Raw genomic sequence first — 20,296 nt, forward strand, 5'->3', positions numbered from 1 at the left:
AGGCGAAGCGCCTGCTTTTGAAAGGAGAAACGCAATGTTTGGTGGAATGGGAAACATGGGTAATATGCAGGGTATGATGAAGAAGGTGCAGAAGCTTCAAAATGACATGAAGAAGATGCAGGAGGAGCTGAAGAAGAAGACCGTCGAGGTGTCGGCGGGCGGCGGCGCCGTCAAGATCGTCATGAATGGCGAGAAGGAAGTGCAGTCGCTTCATATCGATCCCGCCGCCGTCGATCCCGAGGATGTCGAGATGCTGCAGGATCTCCTCTCGGCCGCCTTCAACGAGTCGGTCAAGAAGGTCGACGACATGATGGCGGGCGAGATGGGCAAGCTCACGGGCGGCCTCGGTCTTCCTCCGGGCATGTTCTGAGATGCAGTACATCGCACCGCTGGCAAAACTCATTGAACACTTTCGCGCACTGCCGGGCATTGGCTCCAAGACGGCAGTGCGTCTTGCTTATCATGTCCTCGACATGGATGCAGCGAAGGCGCGGGCGCTCGCTGAGGCGATCGTCGAAGCGCGGGAGAAGATCGGCTTTTGCAGCGTCTGCTGCAACCTCTCAGACCAGGATCCTTGTGCGATCTGCGCATCGGAAAAGCGCGACCGCTCGAAGATCTGCGTCGTCGAGCAGCCGCAGGATGTCGCCGCCGTCGAGCGCATGAAGGACTACAAGGGTCTTTACCATGTGCTGCACGGCTCGCTTTCGCCGCTCTCGGGCGTAGGCCCTGAGAACCTTCGCGTGAAGGAGCTTCTGCATCGGCTGGAAGGAGAGGCGGGCGCTGAGGTGCAGGAGATCATCATGGCGACGAATCCCACGGTCGAGGGCGAGGCCACGGCGATGTACCTCGCGCGGCTTTTGAAGCCCGCAGGACTCAAGGTCACGCGCATCGCGCACGGCCTGCCCATCGGCGGCGATCTCGAATACGCTGACGAAGTCACGCTCGCCAAGGCGCTCGAAAACAGAAAGGAAATCTAATATGCTCGAAATCATCGCGTCGCTCGCCGTCGGCATTCTGCTTCTTTCTATTGCGGCGAAGCTCCTAGACTTGCCCTTGCGCCTTTTGAAGAAATTCATCGTCAACAGCGTTGTCGGCGCGGTGCTGCTCTCCATCGTCAAACTTCTGGGCTTTCATGTGACGATCAACATCTTCACGTCGCTCGCTGCAGGAATCTTCGGCGTCCCCGGCGTGCTCATGGTGCTCGCGTGGAGCTATTTGTAAGAAAAAGTACATTGGGCAGACGGCACTTCTGGGTGTATTCGTGTTTTCTAAACATCTTGAAACAATAAAGAAGGCAAGATATTGAACGAAGAAAAAGCAAGGAATGTGGAAACGCTCTGGACGGCGGAATTCATCGGCATGAGCGCCACGAACTTTTTTCACCTCATGGCGCAGTACATCCTCATCGTCGGACTGCCCATCTACATCATGAACGAGATGAAGGGAGGCGAGCTGGAAGCGGGGCTTGCCATGACCTTCTTCCAGATCGGCGCCGTCTCCTCACGCCCGTTTGCCGGCCGGCTCATCGACAGCCTGCACAAGGGCAGACTGCTCCTTGGCGCGACGCTCGCCTTCTTCGCCATCATGCTCGCCTTCTGCTTCGCGCATACGGAAGAAGCGATCTACACGCTGCGGCTTCTGCAGGGCATCGAATTTGCGCTCGGCACGACGGCGGCGGCCACCTTGGCGGCGCTCGTCCTTCCCGCGGCGAAGAAGGGAACGGGCATCGGCTACTTCGCGCTCTCGACGAATCTCGCGATGGTCGTCGGGCCTCTTACAGGCCTCCTCATCATACGCTCCTTCGGCATGATGGCACTCTTCGTCTTCCTTGCGGCGAGCGCCCTTTTCACGCTCTGGCTCGCAAACCGCAGGAAGCTTCCCGATGAGATCGTTGTGCCAAAAGAGAAAAAAGGCCGGGGATTCTCCCTCGTCGAGCGGCAGGCGCTTCCTGCGGCTCTCATTGGCGGACTCATGTTCTTCGCTTACGGCGGCGTCCTGACCTTCATCCCGCTCTATGCGCGCACGCTCGGCATGGAAGAGGACGTCAGCGCCTTCTTTGCCATATTCGCGCTCATCATCGTCGTGACGCGCCCCTTCATCGGCCGCATCTTCGATCAGCGCGGTGCCGACTATACGGTTTATCCGGGACTTCTCCTCTTCTTCCTCGGTTTCCTGTGCTTTGCCGCAGCCGAGTCGTCTGCGGCCTTTCTTGCTTCCGCCGCGATTCTAGGCGCGGGCTTCGGCGCTGCAAGCCCCGCCTTGCAGACGCTCGCCGTCGCGAGCGTCGCGCCTGAGCGCGCGGGACTTGCGACGGCGACCTACTTCTGGGCGCTCGACATCAGCGTCGGCCTTTCTGCCGCGACCTTGGGACTCGTCGCCGCCCGCTTCGGCTATGCGGCGCTCTACGGCCTCCTCTGCCCTGCCGTCCTCGTCCTCGCCGTCCTCTTCTATACGATTTGGCGCAGGAGACGATAGGATTTTTTCCTTTTGCGACGAATACAAAGATTTAGGATATTTCGTCAATATAAAGGAGGCGCGTCATGTTTCACAAAAAGAAATTTTTCATTCTTCTTTTCCTCGTCATCTCCGTCATGGCGAGCGGCTGCTTTCGCATCAGCAGCGATACCGCCATCCACAAGGATGGCAGTGTGGATATAAAAAACACGATGGTCGGCGTGCCTCTTCTTGCGGAGCAGATCCAAGAGGCGCGTGAATCGGCAAAGAAGAATCATCCGAACGCTTCGCTCAAGGACGTTCAGGACGGCAATATGTCTGGGATCGAGGAAACGACGCATTACAAGACGATCGACGAGATGGCGAAGGCCGACGGCAATATGTTCAAGACCGTCGAGGGCAAGGCGAAGGGCGTGCAGCAAAAGAAGGGCTGGCTCTACGACACCTATGCGGTCGATGTGCTCTTTGAAGGAAAGAAGGACACGCAGGCAAATATGGATCAGGATGAGCGCGCCATGATGCAGGCGATGCTCTCTTCCGTGCGTGCCGACGTTTCCCTGTCTCTTCCCTATGCACCTGAGAGTCACAATGCGGACAAGGTAACGGATGGCGGAACGACCTTGGTCTGGGATCTCGCTTCTGCCTTGATGAATGGAGGCGACAAGTCCATACAGGCGACGTTTCGCATCTGGAATATGACGCATATCTACATCACGATTGGCATCGCTGTCGTACTCACGCTTGTTTTCTTGGGCTGCTTGATCGGCGGTTTTTTCTGCCGCAAGGGATCGCCGCTTCAATTCGGCGTCTTCGGATTGGGACTCATCGCCCTCCTCGCGCTTCTGGGCATTGGCGGATTTTCTCTCTATTCCGTCACGAATCTGCCTGCGCTGAAGGATCAGGACATCGTATCTGCAACGGCCGCCAAGTCTTCTATCAATCAGCTGCAGGATGCACTCGGCTCTTCCGCGAACGATCAGGCATTGTCCAAGGCGAAGAAGGGCGCCCTGTCGAATTCTTCTTCTGCCAAGACGAAGGCACAGACGCCGGCCGCTCCGAATCCTGCGCCCGCGTCCTCTGGTTCTCAGGATGCTGTTCGGACATTCGAAAACTTTCATCGCAATATCACGAATCGCAATCTGCGCGCCGCTTACAATACATTGGGTTCTGAGATGCAGTCGCAAATGACCTACGAGGGATGGGCGCCGGGCTTCAATACGACGGTCAGCAGCACGCCGCTCAACGTCGAAGTGCAGAGCGCCACGCAGGATCGTGTCGCCGTGACCTATACGCTGCGTGCAGTCGACAACCCCGGCGGCACGCGCTATTTCAACGGCAGAGCCGTTCTCACCAGACACGGTTCGGTCTGGAAGATCGACGAGATCGTCAACAAGCCGAAGTGATGTAATCTACAAAAAAGGAAAAGGCTGTGCATAAGTCGAAGCCATCGACTTTTGCACAGCCTTTTCCCATGTATGTGATTTTACTATGAAAGTCCAAGAAGTCAAGCCCGAAGGGCGCAAACTGATTGGGTAACTTTCATTAAGTGCGCGTAGTTTATATTCTCTTTACATCGGCGAAGCAGAGCTTTGGCACATGGTTGATGAGGTTCCATTCATGCGCCTTTCGATAGAACAATTCCAGACCTTCAAGATGCTCGTCCTTCAAATCCCAACGGATGACCTGCAGGTATTCTTCAAGCTGCTGGAAGGTGAAGTCCTTTTCTTCACGCACGGATTCGATCGTCGCGTACTTGTTGGCGACTCCTTCCGCCATGCCTCGGACGAGACGCTCGTAGACGAGCTGCAGCTTTTCGGGCGATTCCCTCGCGAAGGTGCGGTTCGCTGTCCAAAGAGAATAGACCATGCCGAGTCCCGTGAGCTTGTGCCACTCGGCGCCGAGATCGTAGTAGTGGAGGTCTTCGCGGCGGTGGTGGTAGAGCCAGAGTGCATCGTCGCCGATGAAGAGCGAGCCTGCCGCGTCGTCGGGCACAGGATTCTGCGGCACGATGTGGTGCACATAGTAGTTGGGGCTTGCGTCGTATCCTTCCTTGAGGATGATCTTCAAGAGGCAGTGGCTCGTCGCGGATTTCGCCGTGAGGATGATGCGGTCATCCTTGATTTCTTCCAGAGGCTTTTTCGTCACGAGGAGGATGCTCGTGACCTCCTTGTCCGTGCGCACGCAGATGTCGGGCAGGATGACAAGGCTTTCGTCGCCCTGTGCATAGATGATGGATGATATGCCGCTCACATCGAGCCTGCCCGCCAGAAGTTCGCGGTTCAGCTCCGCCGGCACGCCCGGCACGAGGTGCAGCTCTCGATTTCCACCGTGCGCGAAGCTCCAGGTGAGAGGCAGGATATTGAGAAAATGGATGTGCCCGACCCTTGGCTCTGCCATAAACGTCTCCTTTCGGAAGAATGAAAAGATTCAGCGCTTCCTTACATATACTCCCACATGTGAAGCAAAGGACCGCGCCCTTTGCCAATATCGAGTCCTGCGCGGATGGCGCCCGTGATGTACGCCTTGGCGTCCTCAACGGCGATGGTCAGGGGTTTTCCCTCTGCAAGGCCGCAGGCGATTGCCGTCGAGAGCGCACAGCCCGTGCCATGCGTATTCTCGTTGTCGATGCGCGTCTGCTTGTACCAACGCGCCTTGCCGTCTGCATAGAGCAGATCGTCGGCGCTCTCTACGAGGTGGCCGCCCTTGATGAGCACGGCGATCGGAAACCTCTCGGTCAGGACTTTGGCGGCCTTGAGCATGGAATCTTCGTCGGTGATGGCGACGCCCGTGATGGCTGCAGCCTCGGGCAAATTCGGCGTGACGATGTCGACGAGCGGCAGAAGCTCGTCGACCATCGCGAAGAGCGTGTCGCTCGTGATCAGATCGCAGCCGCTCGTCGAGGCGATGACGGGATCGAGCACGATGTTCTTCGCGTCCTTTTCCCTCAGTTTATCGGCGATCGTACGCACGATTGCGTCGTTTGCCACCATGCCGACCTTGACGGCGTCGGGACGGATGTCATCGTAGAGGGCGTCAAGCTGCGCCGCGATGAAGTCTGGAGGAATGACGAAGGTATCGCGGATTCCCGTCGTATTCTGTACAGTGAGTGCCGTCGAGATATTCATCGCGTACATCTTGTGTGCCGTGATGGTCTTGATGTCCGCCTGTATGCCTGCGCCGCCGCTCGGATCCGAGCCTGCGATCGTCAGAACCTTTCGGATGTCCTTCATGCTGCATTCCTCCCAAAGGAAGACCGAATGGATGGAGTCTTCCAAAGATACTCATATTACTATATATCTATAGTATACCATAAAGATTAAGGTTCTTGCCACAAATCGTATAGGGCGATCATGTTCCTGAGGCGTCGCTTCTCCTCGCTCGTCAGCGTATGGCTGATGGATTTTCCCTCCGCCTTCGACCAGTAGATGAAACGCGCTGTGCGGGCATTTGACGCACGGCGAAGGATAAAAGACCCCTCTTCGCCCAAGGCGATCTGGGAGCGTTCCGTCAGAAACTCGACGTCCTTGTCGAGATGGTCGCGTCGTTTCTTTTCCTCGATCTCCCAAGTGCGTCGCTCTCCGTCCGCCTCGATGGCGAAATGGTCGCCGAAGATCCAGCCGCGCATGCTGCTTTCGTGCATCGAATAGTAGTAAAGGATGTTGCAGCGAAACGTCGAGTCCCGATTGTGCCCGAGGAGCGGCTGGACGTAGAGACCTCCTGTGAGCTTCTTTTCCTCTGGATACCTGTACCACGTATATGCTCCCGAGTCTACGCGTTCCATGCCCTCCTTGAGCTTTTCGATGCGAGCCTCACGCTCTTTTCTTCGCGCCTCTTCGGCAAGACGTTCTGCCTCGCGTGCTTCGCGCTGCGCCGCTTCCTGCTCTCTTTCTTCAGGCGAAAGCGTTTCCTCTTCGAGGAGTGCGAGCACTGACTGCGTTTCATCGCGGTGCGTGCTGCTGTAATAGAGCATCGCACCCGTAAAGAGGGCGACGAGCACGCAGAACAAGATCGCATAGCGGACAATTCTCACGCTGCTGACTCCTTTTCACAAGGTGATTTTCCTTGACTTGTTGATTCTTTCTATTATACACGGAATCCGCTTCATTTGCACAAAAAAATTGTGTAGTTTATCCCGTGCATACTTGACAATAGGTCTATGGAATTATATGATACTTGTGTAATTTCATATCGCAAATTTGCTGAATCTATATAGCATCTGTGATTTTTGGAACAAAGTGCTCTTTGATTTTTATCGAAAAGAAAGGAATGATACGCCTTGAAGCAATTCTCCTTCTTGCTTTATAAGGAAGAGGATCTTGCTCTGTGTTTGCAGGAGGCAAAGGATGTTGTCGCCTCCATGGCGCACATTTCCGATCTTCTCGTGACGCTTTTCGCCTCGGAACTTTCCGTTCATACGATGGAGGATTTCAAACGAGCGACAAGGAAAATTTTCCCTCAGGCGAAAGTCGTGGGGCTTGCGGCGGAATGCGGCTTTGCCAAAGGCAAGATGTGGAGCGGCGAGGACGATTTGCCCGATGCGGCGAGCGCCGTCGTCACCTTTACTTTTTTCTCCTCTTCACGTGTCATTCCCCTGGCGTTCGATGAGCAGTCCGACATATCGGCTGCGGCGAAGGGACTTGTTCAGACGATCTCGCAGGAAAAAGCGACGAAGGCTGTCGGTCTGTTCTTCGCGGCGCAGGTGCCGGGCATCATGAATCTTCTGGACGCCCTTTCGGATGTGGATGAGGAGATCGTGCTCTTCGGCGGCCTTCTTTCCGATCAGATGGACGAGAGACGCATTGTCATCGATCTCGCGGGACACAGGATGTCGCGCGGCTTTCTTGCCGTCGTCTTTGTCGGCGAGGAGCTTCACGCCAAGGCACAGATTTCATTCGGCTGGAAGCCCTTCGGCCCTGAAGTGCAGATTACGCGCATGGCAGATGAGCGCACGATCGTCGAACTCGACGAAAAGCCCGCGAGTGAATTCTTCTCCCACTATCTCGGCATACGCCATTGCTGGGAATCGCTTGCGAGCGTCGAGACCTTCCCCATGTGCCTGAAGCGAAACGGCGCGACGCTGGCACGCCGCCTCATGGACATTCATGCTGACGGCTGCGTCTATGTCAGCGCCGACCTTCGAGAGGGAGAGCGTCTGCGCATCGCGTCGGGCGATCCCATCGCCATCATCAGCGAAGCGCAGAGGACGCATGCGGAACTTTGCGAATTCTCACCCGAAGCCGTCTTCATCGTCAACTGCATGGGGCATTACGTCATGCTGCAGAAGAATAATATTTACGAATATGCTGCTATCTCGCGTGCCGTGCCCACGCATGGATTCTATTCCTACGCGGAGTTTTTCCGCAGCAGGGGCAAGTTCATGAAGACGAACCTCATGATGGTCAGCGTCGGCTTCCGCGAGGGCGAGCCGAAAGAAACGTCGATCTACAAGCCTGTGTCGCCGCAGTTCGGCGAGCAGACTTCGATCATTGCCCACCTCGTACACTTCGTTGACGCCATGACGAAAGAGTGGGAGTCGGCGCACAGCAAGCTCGTCGTCCTCGCCGAGCGCGATGCCCTCACGGGTCTGATGAACCGTCGCGCTATGGAGCGCTCTTTCAAGGACATCCTGCACGATGCGCTCGCCTCGGATATTCCGTTTGCCGTCATGATGCTTGACATGGACGACTTCAAGGGCATCAACGATACCTTTGGCCATGCCATGGGCGATGAGGCGCTCGTGGCGCTCGCCGACATCCTGCGCTCGTCGGTGCGCAGCGTGGACATCGTGTCGCGCTGGGGCGGAGACGAGTTCTTCGTCATCCTGACGCATGCCAACCGTGCAGCAGCTGAGCGCGTGGTCGAGCGAATCCATCGCGGTGCATCTTCGCTCTCTCTCTTGATGCCCGACAAAAGATCCGTCGGCTTGAGCATCGGCGTGACGCTCTCAAGTGCGCACGATACGCCGGAAAGCGTCTTTCAGCGCGCCGATGCGGCTCTCTACGAATCGAAGCGAACGGCGGGCAAGAACAAGGTCACCTTTCGCTGAAATCCATCGCAGTCGACATCATATCGGATATGCGGCTCCCCAGATTGATTGTCTGGGGAGTTTTTGTTGTCCAGTTTTCGTGACAGCGGACGTTTTTCGCTGTATAATATCTTCCATACCACTTCTGGGTGCTGCGAATAAATTTTTCAGCGCTCAAATTCTTTGCAAGGGAAGAAAAATATCATGGATCTCTTTCGCAGGAAAAGCATCGACGAGCTGCAGGCTGCGGCTGCGGCCTCGGGCATGCTCAAAAACCTCGCCGCCGTCGACCTCCTGATGCTCGGCATCGGCGCTGTCATCGGCACGGGCATCTTCGTGCTCACGGGCGTCGCTGCCGCCAAGTACGCAGGGCCTGCCGTGCCGCTTTCGTTCATCCTCTCGGGGCTCACGTGTGCGCTCGCGGGTCTCGCCTACGCGGAGTTTGCCTCCATCGTGCCCGCTTCGGGAAGCGCTTACACCTACGCCTATGCGTCCTTAGGTGAGTTCATCGCCTTCATCGTCGGCTGGAATCTCATTCTCGAATACACGGTGACGTCGAGCGCCGTCGCCGTCGGCTGGTCGGGCTACGTTGTCGGCCTCTTCGCCTCGGCGGGACTCGTGCTGCCGCATGAACTCGTCGTCGCGCCAGCAGAAGGCGGCATCTTCAACCTGCCCGCCGTCCTCATCACGCTCTTTTTGTCGTTTCTCCTCGTGCGCGGTACGAAGGAGAGCGTCAAGCTCAACCGCATCCTTGTCTTCGTCAAGCTCGCTGCGATCTTCCTCTTCCTCGTGCTCGCTGCACCGCATGTCGACGCCACGAATTGGGAGCCGTTTTTGCCGTTCGGCTATAGCGGCGTCGTCTCGGGCGCGGCCATCGTCTTCTTCGCCTACATCGGCTTCGATGCCGTCGCGACGACGGCGGAAGAGTGCCGCAACGCCGCAAGGGATCTGCCCGTCGGCATCATCGGATCGCTCTTTATCTGTACGCTGCTCTATGCCGTCGTCGCCGCCGTCCTCACGGGCGTCGTGCCGTATTCGATGCTCGACACGGCGGAGCCTGTCGCCTTCGCGCTGCGCCACATCGGCTACAATGTCGGCTCTGCCATCGTCGCCGTCGGCGCGATCTGCGGCATCACGACGGTGCTGCTCGTGCTCCTCTACGGCCAGTCGCGCATCTTCTTCGCGATGAGCCGCGACGGCATGGTGCCGGCGAACGTCTGCAAGATCCACCGCCGCTTTCATACGCCGTACCGCGTGACGATCCTCGGCGCGATTTTCGTCTCCGTCATCGCGGGCGTCTTCCCCATCGGCATGATTGCAGAGATGGCAAACATCGGCACGCTCTCCGCCTTCCTCATCGCCTCCATCGGCGTCATGGTGCTCCGAAAGACCGAGCCTGACCTCAAGCGCAATTTCAAATGCCCCGCCGTCTGGCTCATCGCGCCGCTCGCCGTCCTCTCGTGCGGCTACCTCATGGCAAATCTGCCGCTCGCCACTTGGCACCGCTTCGGCTTCTGGATTCTCTTCGGTCTTTGCGTCTACTTCGGCTACAGCCGCGCCCACAGCGTCATCGGCCGCCGTGCGGCAGAGGAAGCGGCAAGGGCAGAAAAGCGGTAAACCGCCTTGCAAAATGGGCGGACTTGCTCTTACAGGAATAAGGAGAAGGTTGCTAAATATATAAATCCTATTGATTTTCTATAATAAAGGTATTATGATGGAAACATCACTGGGAAATTAGGAGGAGGATTTCTTATGGCAAATGCAAAAAATCGACCGCCGTTCCGTTACGATATCGTGGGCAGTTTCCTACGCCCTGAAGCGCTGAAAGAAAAGCGCGAGGCATTCGCTGCCGGAAAAGCTGCGGCAGAGGAGCTGAAAGAAGCTGAGGATGCGGCGATCCGCGATCTCGTGGCGAAGGAGAAGGAAGTCGGACTCAAGGCGGTGACGGACGGCGAATTCCGCCGTCGCTATTGGCATCTCGACTTTCTCGCCGCCTTGGAGGGCATCGAAGAAGTCGGAGCAGAGCATTGGTCCGTGGCGTTCAAGGGCGCACAGCCGAAGGCGGCGACGGTGAAGATCGTGGACAAGGTGGATTTCGGCGATCATCCGTTTATCGAGCACTTCTGCTATCTGCAGTCTCTTGCGGGCGACACGCTCGCGAAGATGACGATCCCTTCGCCGAGCATGCTGCATCTCATCTGCTGTGTGCGTGCGACGGACTATGTGCCGATCGAGCACTATAAGGACGAAGCGCGTCTTTTCGAGGACATTGCGCTCGCTTATCAGAAGGCCGTTCGTGCCTTCTACGAGGCAGGCTGCCGCTATCTCCAGCTCGACGATACGTCGTGGGGCGAGTTCTGCGACCCCGAGAAGCGCAAGGCATACGAGGCGCGCGGTTTCGATCTCGACAAGATCGAACGTGCCTATGTGACGATGATCAATCGCGTGCTGGAAGCGAAGCCCGCGGACATGACGATCACGATGCACATCTGCCGCGGCAACTTCCGCTCAACATGGTTCTCCTCGGGCGGTTACGAGCCTGTCGCCGAAATCCTCTTCGGCGGCTGCCATGTCGACGGCTTCTTCCTCGAATACGATTCCGACCGTGCCGGCGGCTTCGAACCCTTGAAGCACATCAAGGATCAGCGCGTCGTGCTCGGCCTCGTGACGTCCAAGACGGCGGATCTTGAAAACAAGGACGACATAAAGAAGCGCATCGAAGAGGCGGCAAAGTTCGTGCCGCTCGATCAGCTCTGCCTTAGCCCGCAGTGCGGCTTCTCTTCGACGGAAGAGGGCAATATCCTGACAGAGGACGATCAGTGGAAAAAACTGCGCCTGATCCGCGAGATCGCTGAGGCGGTCTGGCAGTAAGGGGTCTCGGCTCGATGCATCTCGCTTGATGTTGTTCCTATGAAGATAATATGAAGATAAGAAGCGACGTCTCTCGCCTGCAGTTGACTCTCGTCAGCCGGCCGGGCATTGAAAGGGCGTCGCTTTTTTGTTTATCTATAATGAACAGAACATCCGTATTATCAAATTTTGTCGATTATAGTCGACAGAATTTACAAAATCTTATGGATTGTCGGTTATTCTTGAAGAGCCAAGGCCAGATTCATTGCGCCTTTGAAGATAATAGGCGCTTTGGCGATTGCAAGTTCTGCCATAACCTTCATCATAAGAGCTTCATTTTCATTCATGCTTCATGCTTCATCATAGTATTCCATTGCCCAAATCTTGTACTTCTCAAAACGCGGGAGAAGCTCTTCCTCAATCTGTAAGGAATCAAAAGATTCTCCATTGGAAAAGTATACGTCGGCCAAGCTTTCCTGTATGACCTGATTATCGCCGTCAGCACGCAGGAGATCGTTGATGGTTTGATTGACGGTCGTACAGAGAAGTCCGTTGCGCATTTCATGTTCCACTGTATCAAAAGAAGGTACGAGATGCTCTCTTGTTCCATCTATGTGCAAGGGCGACAGTACATAGATATGGGCAGCTTCATGAAAGCTGCTCCCATTGGAAAGCCCCAGATAATCCGCAGCCGTATCGTAGGCGAGGATGCAGGGCGCATCCTTTAAGAGATCGCGCAGATAGTCGTTATAGGTGTATATGCTGCTCATCGGACTGTTCCTTTCCGATCCCGCCATTTGTGTCAACGGCTGAAGCCGCGGCTTTCCCCATCCTCGCGAGCCTGACGCTCCTGCGCTTTCTTCAATGCCGGAAGCAGTATCTGATTCAGGCGCATGGCGAGGGATTTCTTCATATAGGTTTTGGAAATGTCGGTCATTCCCTCCGTCGCATCAATCAGCGCGTCAATGCGCGGTGCCGCGAACTTGATTCTTGGAACGATCTCCAAAATTGATCGATGCAGGTCATCAGGAGGCGTTTTCAAGATTTCATGGTAGAAGATTCGCTTTCCTTGATGACGATAGACAGAACACAAGTTATACTCTTCTATCTTCATCAAATTTTCATCTTTAAGTAGTAAATCCTTTCGCTCGTCCGATGATAACGGAGATAACGATGATATATTTATGCAGTAAATGATACAATTTAATTATTCCAGACGAGCCGCATAGGGGAGGCTCGTTTTTGGCATAGGAGGCTCGTTCTTCAAGCAGGGAGGCTCGGTTTTGCAGTGAAGCTTTGATATTGCTGGATTGGAGACAGTAATCACACGTTGCAACGTTAAGGAATATTTTTCTCCCCCCACGCTTTAAGTTCCAACAGAATAGGAATGACCGAGCGGCAGCGATCCGTTAGCTCGTACTCCACTCGCACGGGCATTTCCATATACTGTTTCCGTAGCACCATACCATCGTTCTCCAGTTCGTGAAGGGAGTTTGCCAGCATGGTGTTGGTTATGCCATCAACCTTTCGCTTCAGCTCGTTGTACCGCATAACGCCAACCTCGTCTATGGAGCAAATGATAAGGATTTTCCATTTGCCGCCGAGAATGCCCAATGTCTTCCGTAGTCCGCAAGTTGCTGAGGCTATCCCATTTTCTTTTTCCACGAAATCGTCCTCCAATCTTTTGCTCAGGTTTTTCGTATCTGGTAAATAAAATCTGCGTACTTGATAAGTTTTTTATATCATGTATAATACACTTATCGACAGAAAGTTGCAAGCAGATATGGACAGAGAGTGAGGATGCGAAATGAAAAACTATTCCTTTCAGCCCCAAGGCGTATGCACTCGCCAGATAACCTTTGGCATCGATGATGAGGGTAAGCTCCGCAATGTGCGTTTTGCAGGTGGGTGCCCCGGCAATCTTTTGGCTATCGGCAAACTGGTGGAGGGAGCCGATCCTAAAAATGTGGCAAGCATTCTGAAAGGCAATGATTGCGGAGGGCGCGGCACGTCTTGCGCCGACCAGCTTTCCATTGCACTGACAACAGCCATTGAAAAGGCAAATGTAGCATAAGGGAGAACGATAATATGGTGAATAATTTTGATAACGAGAAATTCCAAGCCACTGCAAAGGCAATTGCAGCCGACCCTCAAACCGGAGTTTTGCCCTTTCACGCAAAACTCGCGTGAAAGGACGGTCTCATGGGCAACGTGAACATCCGTGACTTTGCGCCCTTGACGTTGGATGAGCCGCAGGAACTTGGTGGGATGAACAAAGGGCCCAACCCCGTGGAATATCTTATGACTGGCATTGCCGGATGTTTTTCCATCGGCATCGTCATCGGGGCAAGCCTTGAAGGAGTAACAATTCAGGATTTGAAAACAGAGGTAGACGCCAATCTGGACATGGGAGTGTTCTTTGGTGCCGTACATGGTGGCAGGCATGGCATTGGTGACGTTGCCATAAAATTATATATCAAATCGGATGCATCTAAGGAACAGTTGGATGCGATAGTGCATCATTCCTTGGAGTATTCTCCGGTGCTGAACAGCCTGAATATCACCGTGAAAGCAATTGTTGTACAAGAGTAAAAGGAGAATTTACGTTGCAAAAGATAGCGATTATCTATGACAGTAAGACGGGAACAACTGCAAAAGCTGCGGAATATGTTTCCAAGGGTATCAAAGAAATCTGCGAGGTAAGGACTTTTTCGTTGGCAGATGTGGACACGGATTATGTAAAAACTTGCGATGGAGTTATCTTGGGATCTCCGACATATTTTGCCTCGCTCACTGCCAACATGAAAACATGGATGGAGACGGAGGCTCCCAAGTTGGGTTTAGCCGGGAAACTGGGCGGAGCCTATGCAACGGAGCAGTATATTCACGGCGGCGCAGAAAACGCAATACAAATCATGTTGACTCATGAAATGGTCCTGGGCATGATGGTATACTCGGGAGGAGGTTCTCACGGAACGCCGGTGATACATATCGGACCGGTTGGAATGAGCCAGAATATAGAAGATTTCCGGGACTTGTTTGTGGCCTATGGCAAGCGATTTGCCATGCAGGTAATGTCGATTGCGGGGAAAGACAATTAACAGAGAACGCACTATATCATCAACAATGAAGTGGTAAACTAAAACTGGACACAGAGGGGGTACAAATCAGACGCCGTTTGTAGTATTCTGTACACAGGATAACAAGCGGTGGACAATTTAGCTCTCTGATGCGCACAGGAGGTTGCCACATGAAGTACACGAAAGAGCAAAGATTGGACATAGGCCGTCGGATTTACGACGGCGAACTCACAAGGTATGAAGCAGCAGAAGAATATGAGATCAGCGACGAAACGGCGCGGAATTACATGCGGCAGTACCGAAATGCCAACCGACTCCCTCCGAAACGAGGAACAAAGAGTAACTGCGGTCTTGCCAATATGAAATTCAAGCCGACGCCCGCAGGACTGGAAGACCTCCAATCCATGACGAAAGAAGAGCTGATCGACGCCCTTGTGATGGCTAGGATTACGGAAGCGCGCTTAAAAAAAGGCTATCTGGTGGAAGGAGTTGGTGCGGAAAAGAAGTTCATTCCTATCGGCAAGAAGAATACCAAGTAATCGTGGAGCTTTCTGGGGATTTCCCCATCCAGCTGCTTTGCAAAAAGATGGGCATTCCACGCAGCAGTTTCTACAATTGGAAGAAGAGCGTTGAAAATCCATCGGAACAGAAGAAACAGCTTGCTAAGAGCATCGAGTTGTTTCAGCAATACCATAGCCGCTTTCCTTCTCACGGGTATCGTTGGTTGAATGCCAAGATCAGGTTGGACAAGGGAATCGTCCTTTCCGATCCCTATGCACATAAATGCTGCAAGATTGCTGGAATCAAGAGCGTTTCCAAGCATTACAAGTACAAGAAGCCCGGGGATTCGTTCAAGACGTACCCGAATCTGTTGCTCGCAGGAATCAATATTGCCGGTCCGATGGAATGCGTGGTGAGTGACATGACTGCCTTTTATGTGAGGGGCATCTATTATGAGCTCACGTTGTATATGGATTTATGGAATGATGAGCTGATTGCACATGCGCTTTCGTCCAAGCGCGGCGATCGTATGACCTATCTCAATGGTTTGCGGGATGTCATCGAGTTCAAGAAGCAATATCCGAAACAGGAGCTTGTCCTTCATAGTGACCGAGGCTCTGTATACGCTTCCAAAAGCTACAACGAACTCCTGCCCATGTATAACATCACTAGATCCATGTCTAGAGCCGGCACGCCAACGGACAATGCCGCCATGGAAGCCATCAACGGATGGGTAAAGGCCGAGTTGTTTACAGATTTGCACATCACATCTGCAGACGATGTCCCTGGGCAGGTCGCCGAATATATTCGATTCTTCAACGAAGAGCGTCCCGCATACGCCCTTGGATACCCTACTCCAAAGCAGTATCGGGAACGGTTCGCGCCCAAGCGCGGAAGAGCCGACACTTGATAAGCGGTCATTGTGAATAGATTTCGTAGACATCCAAACCAGCATAAAAATCTCGGTCTTCAACGGTTGTCTAACGCTTCGATAAGGTTTGTCTGACGTTCAGATTTTCATGACTATTTTTGGAATTTTTGTGTCCCGTTTTTGTTGACAAGTGCATATTCAATTGCCCAATCCTTATAATGCTCAAAGGCAAGCAAAAGATCGTCATCAATGCGAAGAGAGTCAAAGGATTCTCCATTCGTATAATAAACCGTGGCCAAACTTTCCTGTATGACCTGATTATCGCCGTCAGCACGCAGGAGATCGTTGATGGTCTGATTGACCGTCGTGCAAAGAAGCCCGAGGCGATTCTCATGTTTCACAGCTTCAAAGGAAGGAATCAGATATTCCGTCGTTCCTTCGATGTGCAGAGGCTTGCAGACATAAATATTCGCCGTAAGCGGATTCATACTGCCGCTCCATAGCCCCAGATAATCCGCAGCCGTATCGTAGGCGAGGATGCAGAGCGCATCCTTCAAGAGATCGCGCAGATAATCGTTGTAGGTGTATATGCTGCTCATCGGACTGTTCCTTTCCGATCCCGCCATTTGTGTCAACGGCTGAAGCCGCGGCTTTCCCCATCCTCGCGAGCCTGACGCTCCTGCGCTTTCTTTAATGATGGAAGCAGCATCTGATTCAGGCGCATGGCGAGGGATTTCTTCATATAGGTTTTGGAAATATCGGTCATTCCTTCTGTCGCGTCAATCAGCGCATCGATGCGCGGTGCAGCGAGCTTGATTCTTGGAACGATCTCCAAAATTGATCGATGCAGGTCATCAGGAGGCGTTTTCAAGATTTCATGGTAGAATACTCTCTTCCCATTCTGGCGATAAATTGAGCAAAGGTTATACTCGTTAGATTTGAGCAAGCTATCATTCGTAAGCAAATGAGCTTTTTCCTCGTCTGATGTCAACGGCGCTAAAGAGGATCCGCAGTCATATACCGGTGCAGGCTTTATTCTGCCCGTTGAATCTTCCAGTAATCCCCAGTTATCCAAATGGCGATCAACATTCCCGATTAAGGCATCAACAACAAACATGTCCCAAAAACGTTTTTTTATGGCGAGCTTGTTCACGGGAAAATCGAAACGCTCAATGATTTCGTAAACATCCTCAAATGTTGTAGTATATGTCTTGTCACTTCCCGTATCGTGATGCCCAATCTTACTGAACTCCAAAAGGCGACTGCCGTCCTGACAAAAATCTTCACAAGCAACGACGATTTTTTCTTTGTTGGTGATGGGTTCGCAATATTTTGCTAAGAATGTATTTTGTGCGGGAATCTGCAAAATTTGAAAGATTTGGCAACCGATATGTTCGGAAAACTGATTGCCAGTGTAGCTGACAAATACCTTCTTGGAACGAGGCAATTCGGGAAATTTTACCATATAGATTTTCCCATCAAAAAGAAGTGTCCTCTTTTTCTCTGAACCACCATAACGATTCGGACGCCATGTGGCATGAGTAAGATCAAACATCTGGTGTCAACTCCTCATAATAGTCGAGGATTTCTTCCCGTTCTTGCGAGGACAGAAAATGCTCCTTTACTGCTTGCTTTGTGTCAGCGTACATACGCCGCCAAGTACTTCGCATGAGAAAAGCATCTCCCGCCTGCATCGCTTCGGCGAAAAGCGTCATGCTTTCTTCCAGATAGTCGACGTAATCCTTCGGATTGTATTTGATTCGCTGCTCCATTTTGCCGCTCCTTTCTTCGCGTAGTTCTCTTTTTCTTATTATACCACAGACAACGAGCAACAAAACAGCAGCATCATTTGAACGGCACGAATCGGGAAGTTGTAAAATAAATTGACGCAAAGTTTCCCCTTGAAAAAAATCTTCATATCGTTGATAATGAGGAAGACACTTTTTAGGAAGCGCTGAATCTGTCCGCAAAGTTTACGCGAAGGATGATTCCCTTATGAAAAAAGAATTTTATGAAGGAATTAAATCTATATTGGCATCCGCCAGAAATAAAGTATATCAAACAGCTAATTTTGCAATGGTGGAAGCATATTGGCAGATTGGAAAATCCATTATTGATGAACAAGACGGTGAAAAAAAGGCGGAATATGGCGTAGGTCTGCTGAAAGAACTTTCCAAACGTATGACGGCAGATTTTGGGAAAGGCTTCACTGTGGCGAATCTGAAGAATATGCGTCAATTTTATTTGACATTTCCAAATGGCTACGCATTGCGTAGCGAATTAAGTTGGACGCATTATCGCTTGCTTATGAGAGTAGAAAATGTAGCAGCACGTCAATTCTACTTAGAAGAGACTGTGAAAGCACAGTGGAGTACGAGACAACTGGAAAGGCAGATTCATACATTTTTTTATGAGCGTTTGCTTTCCAGCAAAAATAGAAATGCCGTTTCAAAAGAAATCCTTGATACAGCACCAGAAAAAATGCCTGAGGATGTTATTCGTGATCCTTATGTACTGGAATTTCTAGGTCTTTCGCCGAATGATGATTTTTATGAAAACGACTTGGAACAAGCACTTATCACCCATCTGCAGAAATTCTTGCTGGAACTTGGAAGAGGTTTTTCTTTTGTAGCAAGACAAAAACGTTTCTCTTTTGATGGACGTCATTTTAGAATTGATTTAGTGTTTTATAATTATATCCTGAAGTGCTTTGTATTGATTGATTTGAAGGTTGGTGATTTAACTCATCAAGATTTAGGTCAAATGCAGATGTATGTGCACTACTATGAGCGTGAATTGATGAACGAAGGGGATAATCCTCCAATCGGCATTGTTCTTTGTGCAGATAAAAGTGATGCAGTTGTGCGATATACTCTTCCGGAGAATGAAGCACAAATTTTTGCGGCCAGATATAAATTATATCTTCCCAGCGAAGAGGAATTGCTTAAAGAGATTCGTCAAGAATATCGAGCATTGGAGTCTGCAAAAACAGATCTTTGTGATTAAAAAACGACGCCTCTTTGGCCGTAGGTGACTTTCGTCAGCAGGCTGATGGGCTAGGCTTCTGTAACCGCAAAGTTTCCCCTTGAAAAAAATCTTCATATCGTTGATAATGAGGAAGACACTTTTTAGGAAGCGCTGAATCTGTCCGCGCTTCTTTTATGTGAAGGGAGAATCATGATGTCTGGACAAGAACCGATCAAGCATACCTGCAGCTTCTGCAAGCGCAAAGTCACGGTGCACGATCAGTACGATATGCCGATCTTTGACCCGAACACGGGATTTGCCATCTGCAAGGACTGCGTCAAGGACATATACAATTTCATCGAGGAGCACGAGGCGGCGAGCGTCGAGAAGGAGAAGCTCGACTTCGCCGGTCAGCTCGACGAGATCCTGAAGAAGAACAAGCCGCATATCATCAAGGCGTATCTCGACGAGTACATCATCAATCAGGACCGCGCGAAGAAGATCCTCTCCGTCGCCGTCTACAACCATTACAAACGCATGAAGTACGGCTACATGAACGAGGACGGCACGGACATCGAGAAGTCGAACGTCATCATGCTCGGCCCCTCGGGCTGCGGCAAGACGGCGCTCCTCTCGCACCTGTCGCGCCTCCTCGATATTCCGTTTGCCGTGACGGACGCGTCGAGCCTCACGGAAGCAGGCTTCGTCGGCGCGGATGTCGAGGTCGCCGTTCGCAACCTCTACTATGCGGCGGAAAAGGACATCGAGAAGGCGGAGCACGGCATCATCTATCTCGACGAGTTCGACAAGATCGCGAGAAAGTCGGGCGCGAACAACTCGATCACCGCCGATCCCGGGCACGAGGGCGTGCAGCAGGCGCTCCTCAAGATGCTCGAAGGCTCTGTCGTCGAGTTCACGGCGCGCGGACAGAGGAAGCACCCCGAAGCGCCGACGATCAAGGTCGATACAAAGAACATTCTCTTCATCGTCGGCGGTGCCTTCGTCGGTATCGAGGACGTCATAGCCAAGCGCATTAAGAAGGACGTAGCGGGCATCGGCTTCGGCGCGGAAGTCGAGGGCAAGGAGAAGGACGCGGCGAAGCGCTTCGACGAGCTCATTCACAAGGTGCGTCCCGAAGACCTCATGCAGTACGGCATCATTCCCGAGATCATCGGCCGTCTGCCCGTCATCTGCACGCTTGAAACGCTCTCCGAGGACGACCTCCTGCGCATTCTGACCGAGCCGAAGGACGCGCCTGTCAAGCAGTACGAAAAGCTGCTCGCGATGGACAATGTCGAGCTGATCTTCGAAGAGGATGCCCTCCGCGCCGTCGCCAAGAAGGCAATCGAGCGAAAGACGGGCGCGAGAAGCCTCAAGGGCATCATCGAGGACACGATGCTCGATGTGATGTTTGAGATCCCCAAGTCCGAAGAAAAGCGCCGCGTGACGATCACGAAGGAATGTCTGGAAGAAGGAAAAGAGCCGAAGATCGAAGTGATTGGATAAAACGATGAGGTTGTTTGTTTTTCCTCGTTGAACTTATCGAGG

The 20,296-nt window shown here is 52.6% G+C and carries 23 protein-coding genes and 1 pseudogene; 15 read left to right on the forward strand and 9 right to left on the reverse strand.

The window, feature by feature from the left end; genetic code table 11:
* Positions 1-34: 34 nt before the first annotated feature.
* From QZ177_RS05350 to QZ177_RS05370, 5 genes are all read left to right on the forward strand, one after another.
* Complete coding sequence (locus QZ177_RS05350) at positions 35-370, forward strand: YbaB/EbfC family nucleoid-associated protein (protein ID WP_006192646.1); 336 nt, start codon at positions 35-37, stop codon at positions 368-370.
* Position 371: 1 nt separating this feature from the next.
* Positions 372-977 (forward strand): recombination mediator RecR, encoded by a 606-nt coding sequence (gene recR, locus QZ177_RS05355; RefSeq protein WP_006192647.1) that lies wholly within the window; start codon positions 372-374, stop codon positions 975-977.
* 1 nt (position 978) lies between these two features.
* Positions 979-1,221, forward strand: a complete 243-nt coding sequence (locus QZ177_RS05360) for a pro-sigmaK processing inhibitor BofA family protein (protein ID WP_006192648.1) — start codon at positions 979-981, stop codon at positions 1,219-1,221.
* Positions 1,222-1,302: 81 nt separating this feature from the next.
* Positions 1,303-2,475 carry an MFS transporter gene (locus QZ177_RS05365; RefSeq protein WP_294175831.1) on the forward strand — a complete coding sequence of 391 codons (1,173 nt, stop codon included), beginning with the start codon at positions 1,303-1,305 and terminating at the stop codon, positions 2,473-2,475.
* Between the two features lie 65 nt (positions 2,476-2,540).
* Positions 2,541-3,857 (forward strand): hypothetical protein, encoded by a 1,317-nt coding sequence (locus tag QZ177_RS05370; RefSeq protein ID WP_294175832.1) that lies wholly within the window; start codon positions 2,541-2,543, stop codon positions 3,855-3,857.
* Positions 3,858-4,011: 154 nt separating this feature from the next.
* Here the strand turns inward: QZ177_RS05370 and QZ177_RS05375 are convergent, their stop codons facing one another.
* The 3 genes from QZ177_RS05375 to QZ177_RS05385 all read right to left on the reverse strand — a co-directional run bounded on the left by QZ177_RS05375 (position 4,012) and on the right by QZ177_RS05385 (position 6,484).
* Positions 4,012-4,851, reverse strand: coding sequence for a menaquinone biosynthesis protein (locus tag QZ177_RS05375; protein WP_294175833.1), 840 nt, complete (start codon positions 4,849-4,851; stop codon positions 4,012-4,014).
* 41 nt (positions 4,852-4,892) lie between these two features.
* Complete coding sequence (thiD, locus tag QZ177_RS05380) at positions 4,893-5,684, reverse strand: bifunctional hydroxymethylpyrimidine kinase/phosphomethylpyrimidine kinase (RefSeq protein ID WP_037369555.1); 792 nt, start codon at positions 5,682-5,684, stop codon at positions 4,893-4,895.
* An 86-nt stretch (positions 5,685-5,770) separates the two neighbouring features.
* A complete protein-coding gene (locus QZ177_RS05385) occupies positions 5,771-6,484 on the reverse strand; it encodes a hypothetical protein (RefSeq protein WP_009645344.1) in 714 nt (237 codons plus the stop codon).
* 297 nt (positions 6,485-6,781) lie between these two features.
* On the opposite strand from QZ177_RS05385, the gene QZ177_RS05390 reads away from it, so the two are divergent.
* From QZ177_RS05390 to QZ177_RS05400, 3 genes are all read left to right on the forward strand, one after another.
* Positions 6,782-8,500 (forward strand): diguanylate cyclase, encoded by a 1,719-nt coding sequence (locus tag QZ177_RS05390; RefSeq protein ID WP_232208168.1) that lies wholly within the window; start codon positions 6,782-6,784, stop codon positions 8,498-8,500.
* 183 nt (positions 8,501-8,683) lie between these two features.
* The gene (locus QZ177_RS05395; protein ID WP_009645363.1) at positions 8,684-10,096 is read left to right on the forward strand and encodes an amino acid permease; all 1,413 of its coding nucleotides are present in this window, start codon (positions 8,684-8,686) and stop codon (positions 10,094-10,096) included.
* Positions 10,097-10,231: 135 nt separating this feature from the next.
* Positions 10,232-11,350, forward strand: a complete 1,119-nt coding sequence (locus QZ177_RS05400) for a 5-methyltetrahydropteroyltriglutamate--homocysteine S-methyltransferase (RefSeq protein WP_294175840.1) — start codon at positions 10,232-10,234, stop codon at positions 11,348-11,350.
* A gap of 329 nt (positions 11,351-11,679) precedes the next feature.
* On the opposite strand, the gene QZ177_RS05405 is transcribed toward QZ177_RS05400, so the two are convergent.
* The 3 genes and pseudogenes from QZ177_RS05405 to QZ177_RS05415 all read right to left on the reverse strand — a co-directional run bounded on the left by QZ177_RS05405 (position 11,680) and on the right by QZ177_RS05415 (position 12,994).
* Positions 11,680-12,099: a hypothetical protein gene (locus tag QZ177_RS05405; RefSeq protein WP_294175841.1), complete on the reverse strand. Its 420-nt coding sequence runs from the start codon at positions 12,097-12,099 to the stop codon at positions 11,680-11,682.
* A 32-nt stretch (positions 12,100-12,131) separates the two neighbouring features.
* Positions 12,132-12,506, reverse strand: a pseudogene (locus QZ177_RS05410) (CtkA family protein); the annotation flags it as partial.
* A gap of 161 nt (positions 12,507-12,667) precedes the next feature.
* Positions 12,668-12,994, reverse strand: a complete 327-nt coding sequence (locus QZ177_RS05415) for a helix-turn-helix domain-containing protein (protein WP_294175842.1) — start codon at positions 12,992-12,994, stop codon at positions 12,668-12,670.
* Between the two features lie 142 nt (positions 12,995-13,136).
* On the opposite strand from QZ177_RS05415, the gene QZ177_RS05420 reads away from it, so the two are divergent.
* The 5 genes from QZ177_RS05420 to QZ177_RS05440 all read left to right on the forward strand — a co-directional run bounded on the left by QZ177_RS05420 (position 13,137) and on the right by QZ177_RS05440 (position 15,820).
* Positions 13,137-13,403: a TIGR03905 family TSCPD domain-containing protein gene (locus QZ177_RS05420; protein ID WP_294175843.1), complete on the forward strand. Its 267-nt coding sequence runs from the start codon at positions 13,137-13,139 to the stop codon at positions 13,401-13,403.
* Positions 13,404-13,531: 128 nt separating this feature from the next.
* Complete coding sequence (locus QZ177_RS05425) at positions 13,532-13,921, forward strand: OsmC family protein (protein ID WP_294175844.1); 390 nt, start codon at positions 13,532-13,534, stop codon at positions 13,919-13,921.
* Between the two features lie 14 nt (positions 13,922-13,935).
* The gene (locus QZ177_RS05430; RefSeq protein ID WP_294175845.1) at positions 13,936-14,430 is read left to right on the forward strand and encodes a flavodoxin family protein; all 495 of its coding nucleotides are present in this window, start codon (positions 13,936-13,938) and stop codon (positions 14,428-14,430) included.
* A 149-nt stretch (positions 14,431-14,579) separates the two neighbouring features.
* A complete protein-coding gene (locus QZ177_RS05435) occupies positions 14,580-14,948 on the forward strand; it encodes a hypothetical protein (RefSeq protein ID WP_294175846.1) in 369 nt (122 codons plus the stop codon).
* A 2-nt stretch (positions 14,949-14,950) separates the two neighbouring features.
* The gene (locus tag QZ177_RS05440) at positions 14,951-15,820 is read left to right on the forward strand and encodes an IS3 family transposase (RefSeq protein WP_294175847.1); all 870 of its coding nucleotides are present in this window, start codon (positions 14,951-14,953) and stop codon (positions 15,818-15,820) included.
* Between the two features lie 113 nt (positions 15,821-15,933).
* On the opposite strand, the gene QZ177_RS05445 is transcribed toward QZ177_RS05440, so the two are convergent.
* Genes QZ177_RS05445 through QZ177_RS05455 form a run of 3 tightly spaced genes read right to left on the reverse strand, consistent with a single transcriptional unit; the run spans position 15,934 to position 17,553 of the window.
* Entirely contained in the window at positions 15,934-16,380 is a 447-nt protein-coding gene (locus QZ177_RS05445; protein ID WP_294175848.1) for a hypothetical protein, read from the reverse strand.
* A 32-nt stretch (positions 16,381-16,412) separates the two neighbouring features.
* A complete protein-coding gene (locus QZ177_RS05450; protein WP_294175849.1) occupies positions 16,413-17,336 on the reverse strand; it encodes a HipA domain-containing protein in 924 nt (307 codons plus the stop codon).
* Positions 17,329-17,553 (reverse strand): hypothetical protein, encoded by a 225-nt coding sequence (locus QZ177_RS05455; RefSeq protein WP_006192588.1) that lies wholly within the window; start codon positions 17,551-17,553, stop codon positions 17,329-17,331. Before QZ177_RS05455 ends, QZ177_RS05450 begins: the two co-directional genes overlap by 8 nt.
* Positions 17,554-17,776: 223 nt before the next feature.
* Between QZ177_RS05455 and QZ177_RS05460 the strand changes: the two genes are divergently transcribed.
* Together QZ177_RS05460 and clpX are read left to right on the forward strand one after the other, a co-directional pair.
* The gene (locus tag QZ177_RS05460) at positions 17,777-18,787 is read left to right on the forward strand and encodes a PDDEXK nuclease domain-containing protein (protein WP_294175850.1); all 1,011 of its coding nucleotides are present in this window, start codon (positions 17,777-17,779) and stop codon (positions 18,785-18,787) included.
* A 174-nt stretch (positions 18,788-18,961) separates the two neighbouring features.
* A complete protein-coding gene (gene clpX, locus QZ177_RS05465; protein WP_294175962.1) occupies positions 18,962-20,254 on the forward strand; it encodes an ATP-dependent Clp protease ATP-binding subunit ClpX in 1,293 nt (430 codons plus the stop codon).
* The last annotated feature ends 42 nt before the right edge of the window (positions 20,255-20,296 follow it).

It is taken from the genome of uncultured Selenomonas sp. (assembly GCA_905372355.1).
Classification (GTDB): Bacteria; Bacillota; Negativicutes; order Selenomonadales; family Selenomonadaceae; genus Selenomonas.

Coding starts and splice junctions, on each gene's coding strand:
- QZ177_RS05350 (WP_006192646.1), top strand. CDS start 35: ATGTTTGGTGGAATGGGAAACATGGGTAATATGCAGGGTATGATGAAG.
- recR (WP_006192647.1), top strand. CDS start 372: ATGCAGTACATCGCACCGCTGGCAAAACTCATTGAACACTTTCGCGCA.
- QZ177_RS05360 (WP_006192648.1), top strand. CDS start 979: ATGCTCGAAATCATCGCGTCGCTCGCCGTCGGCATTCTGCTTCTTTCT.
- QZ177_RS05370 (WP_294175832.1), top strand. CDS start 2,541: ATGTTTCACAAAAAGAAATTTTTCATTCTTCTTTTCCTCGTCATCTCC.
- QZ177_RS05375 (WP_294175833.1), bottom strand. CDS start 4,851: ATGGCAGAGCCAAGGGTCGGGCACATCCATTTTCTCAATATCCTGCCT.
- thiD (WP_037369555.1), bottom strand. CDS start 5,684: ATGAAGGACATCCGAAAGGTTCTGACGATCGCAGGCTCGGATCCGAGC.
- QZ177_RS05395 (WP_009645363.1), top strand. CDS start 8,684: ATGGATCTCTTTCGCAGGAAAAGCATCGACGAGCTGCAGGCTGCGGCT.
- QZ177_RS05400 (WP_294175840.1), top strand. CDS start 10,232: ATGGCAAATGCAAAAAATCGACCGCCGTTCCGTTACGATATCGTGGGC.
- QZ177_RS05405 (WP_294175841.1), bottom strand. CDS start 12,099: ATGAGCAGCATATACACCTATAACGACTATCTGCGCGATCTCTTAAAG.
- QZ177_RS05420 (WP_294175843.1), top strand. CDS start 13,137: ATGAAAAACTATTCCTTTCAGCCCCAAGGCGTATGCACTCGCCAGATA.
- QZ177_RS05425 (WP_294175844.1), top strand. CDS start 13,532: ATGGGCAACGTGAACATCCGTGACTTTGCGCCCTTGACGTTGGATGAG.
- QZ177_RS05435 (WP_294175846.1), top strand. CDS start 14,580: ATGAAGTACACGAAAGAGCAAAGATTGGACATAGGCCGTCGGATTTAC.
- QZ177_RS05445 (WP_294175848.1), bottom strand. CDS start 16,380: ATGAGCAGCATATACACCTACAACGATTATCTGCGCGATCTCTTGAAG.
- QZ177_RS05450 (WP_294175849.1), bottom strand. CDS start 17,336: ATGTTTGATCTTACTCATGCCACATGGCGTCCGAATCGTTATGGTGGT.
- QZ177_RS05455 (WP_006192588.1), bottom strand. CDS start 17,553: ATGGAGCAGCGAATCAAATACAATCCGAAGGATTACGTCGACTATCTG.
- QZ177_RS05460 (WP_294175850.1), top strand. CDS start 17,777: ATGAAAAAAGAATTTTATGAAGGAATTAAATCTATATTGGCATCCGCC.
- clpX (WP_294175962.1), top strand. CDS start 18,962: ATGTCTGGACAAGAACCGATCAAGCATACCTGCAGCTTCTGCAAGCGC.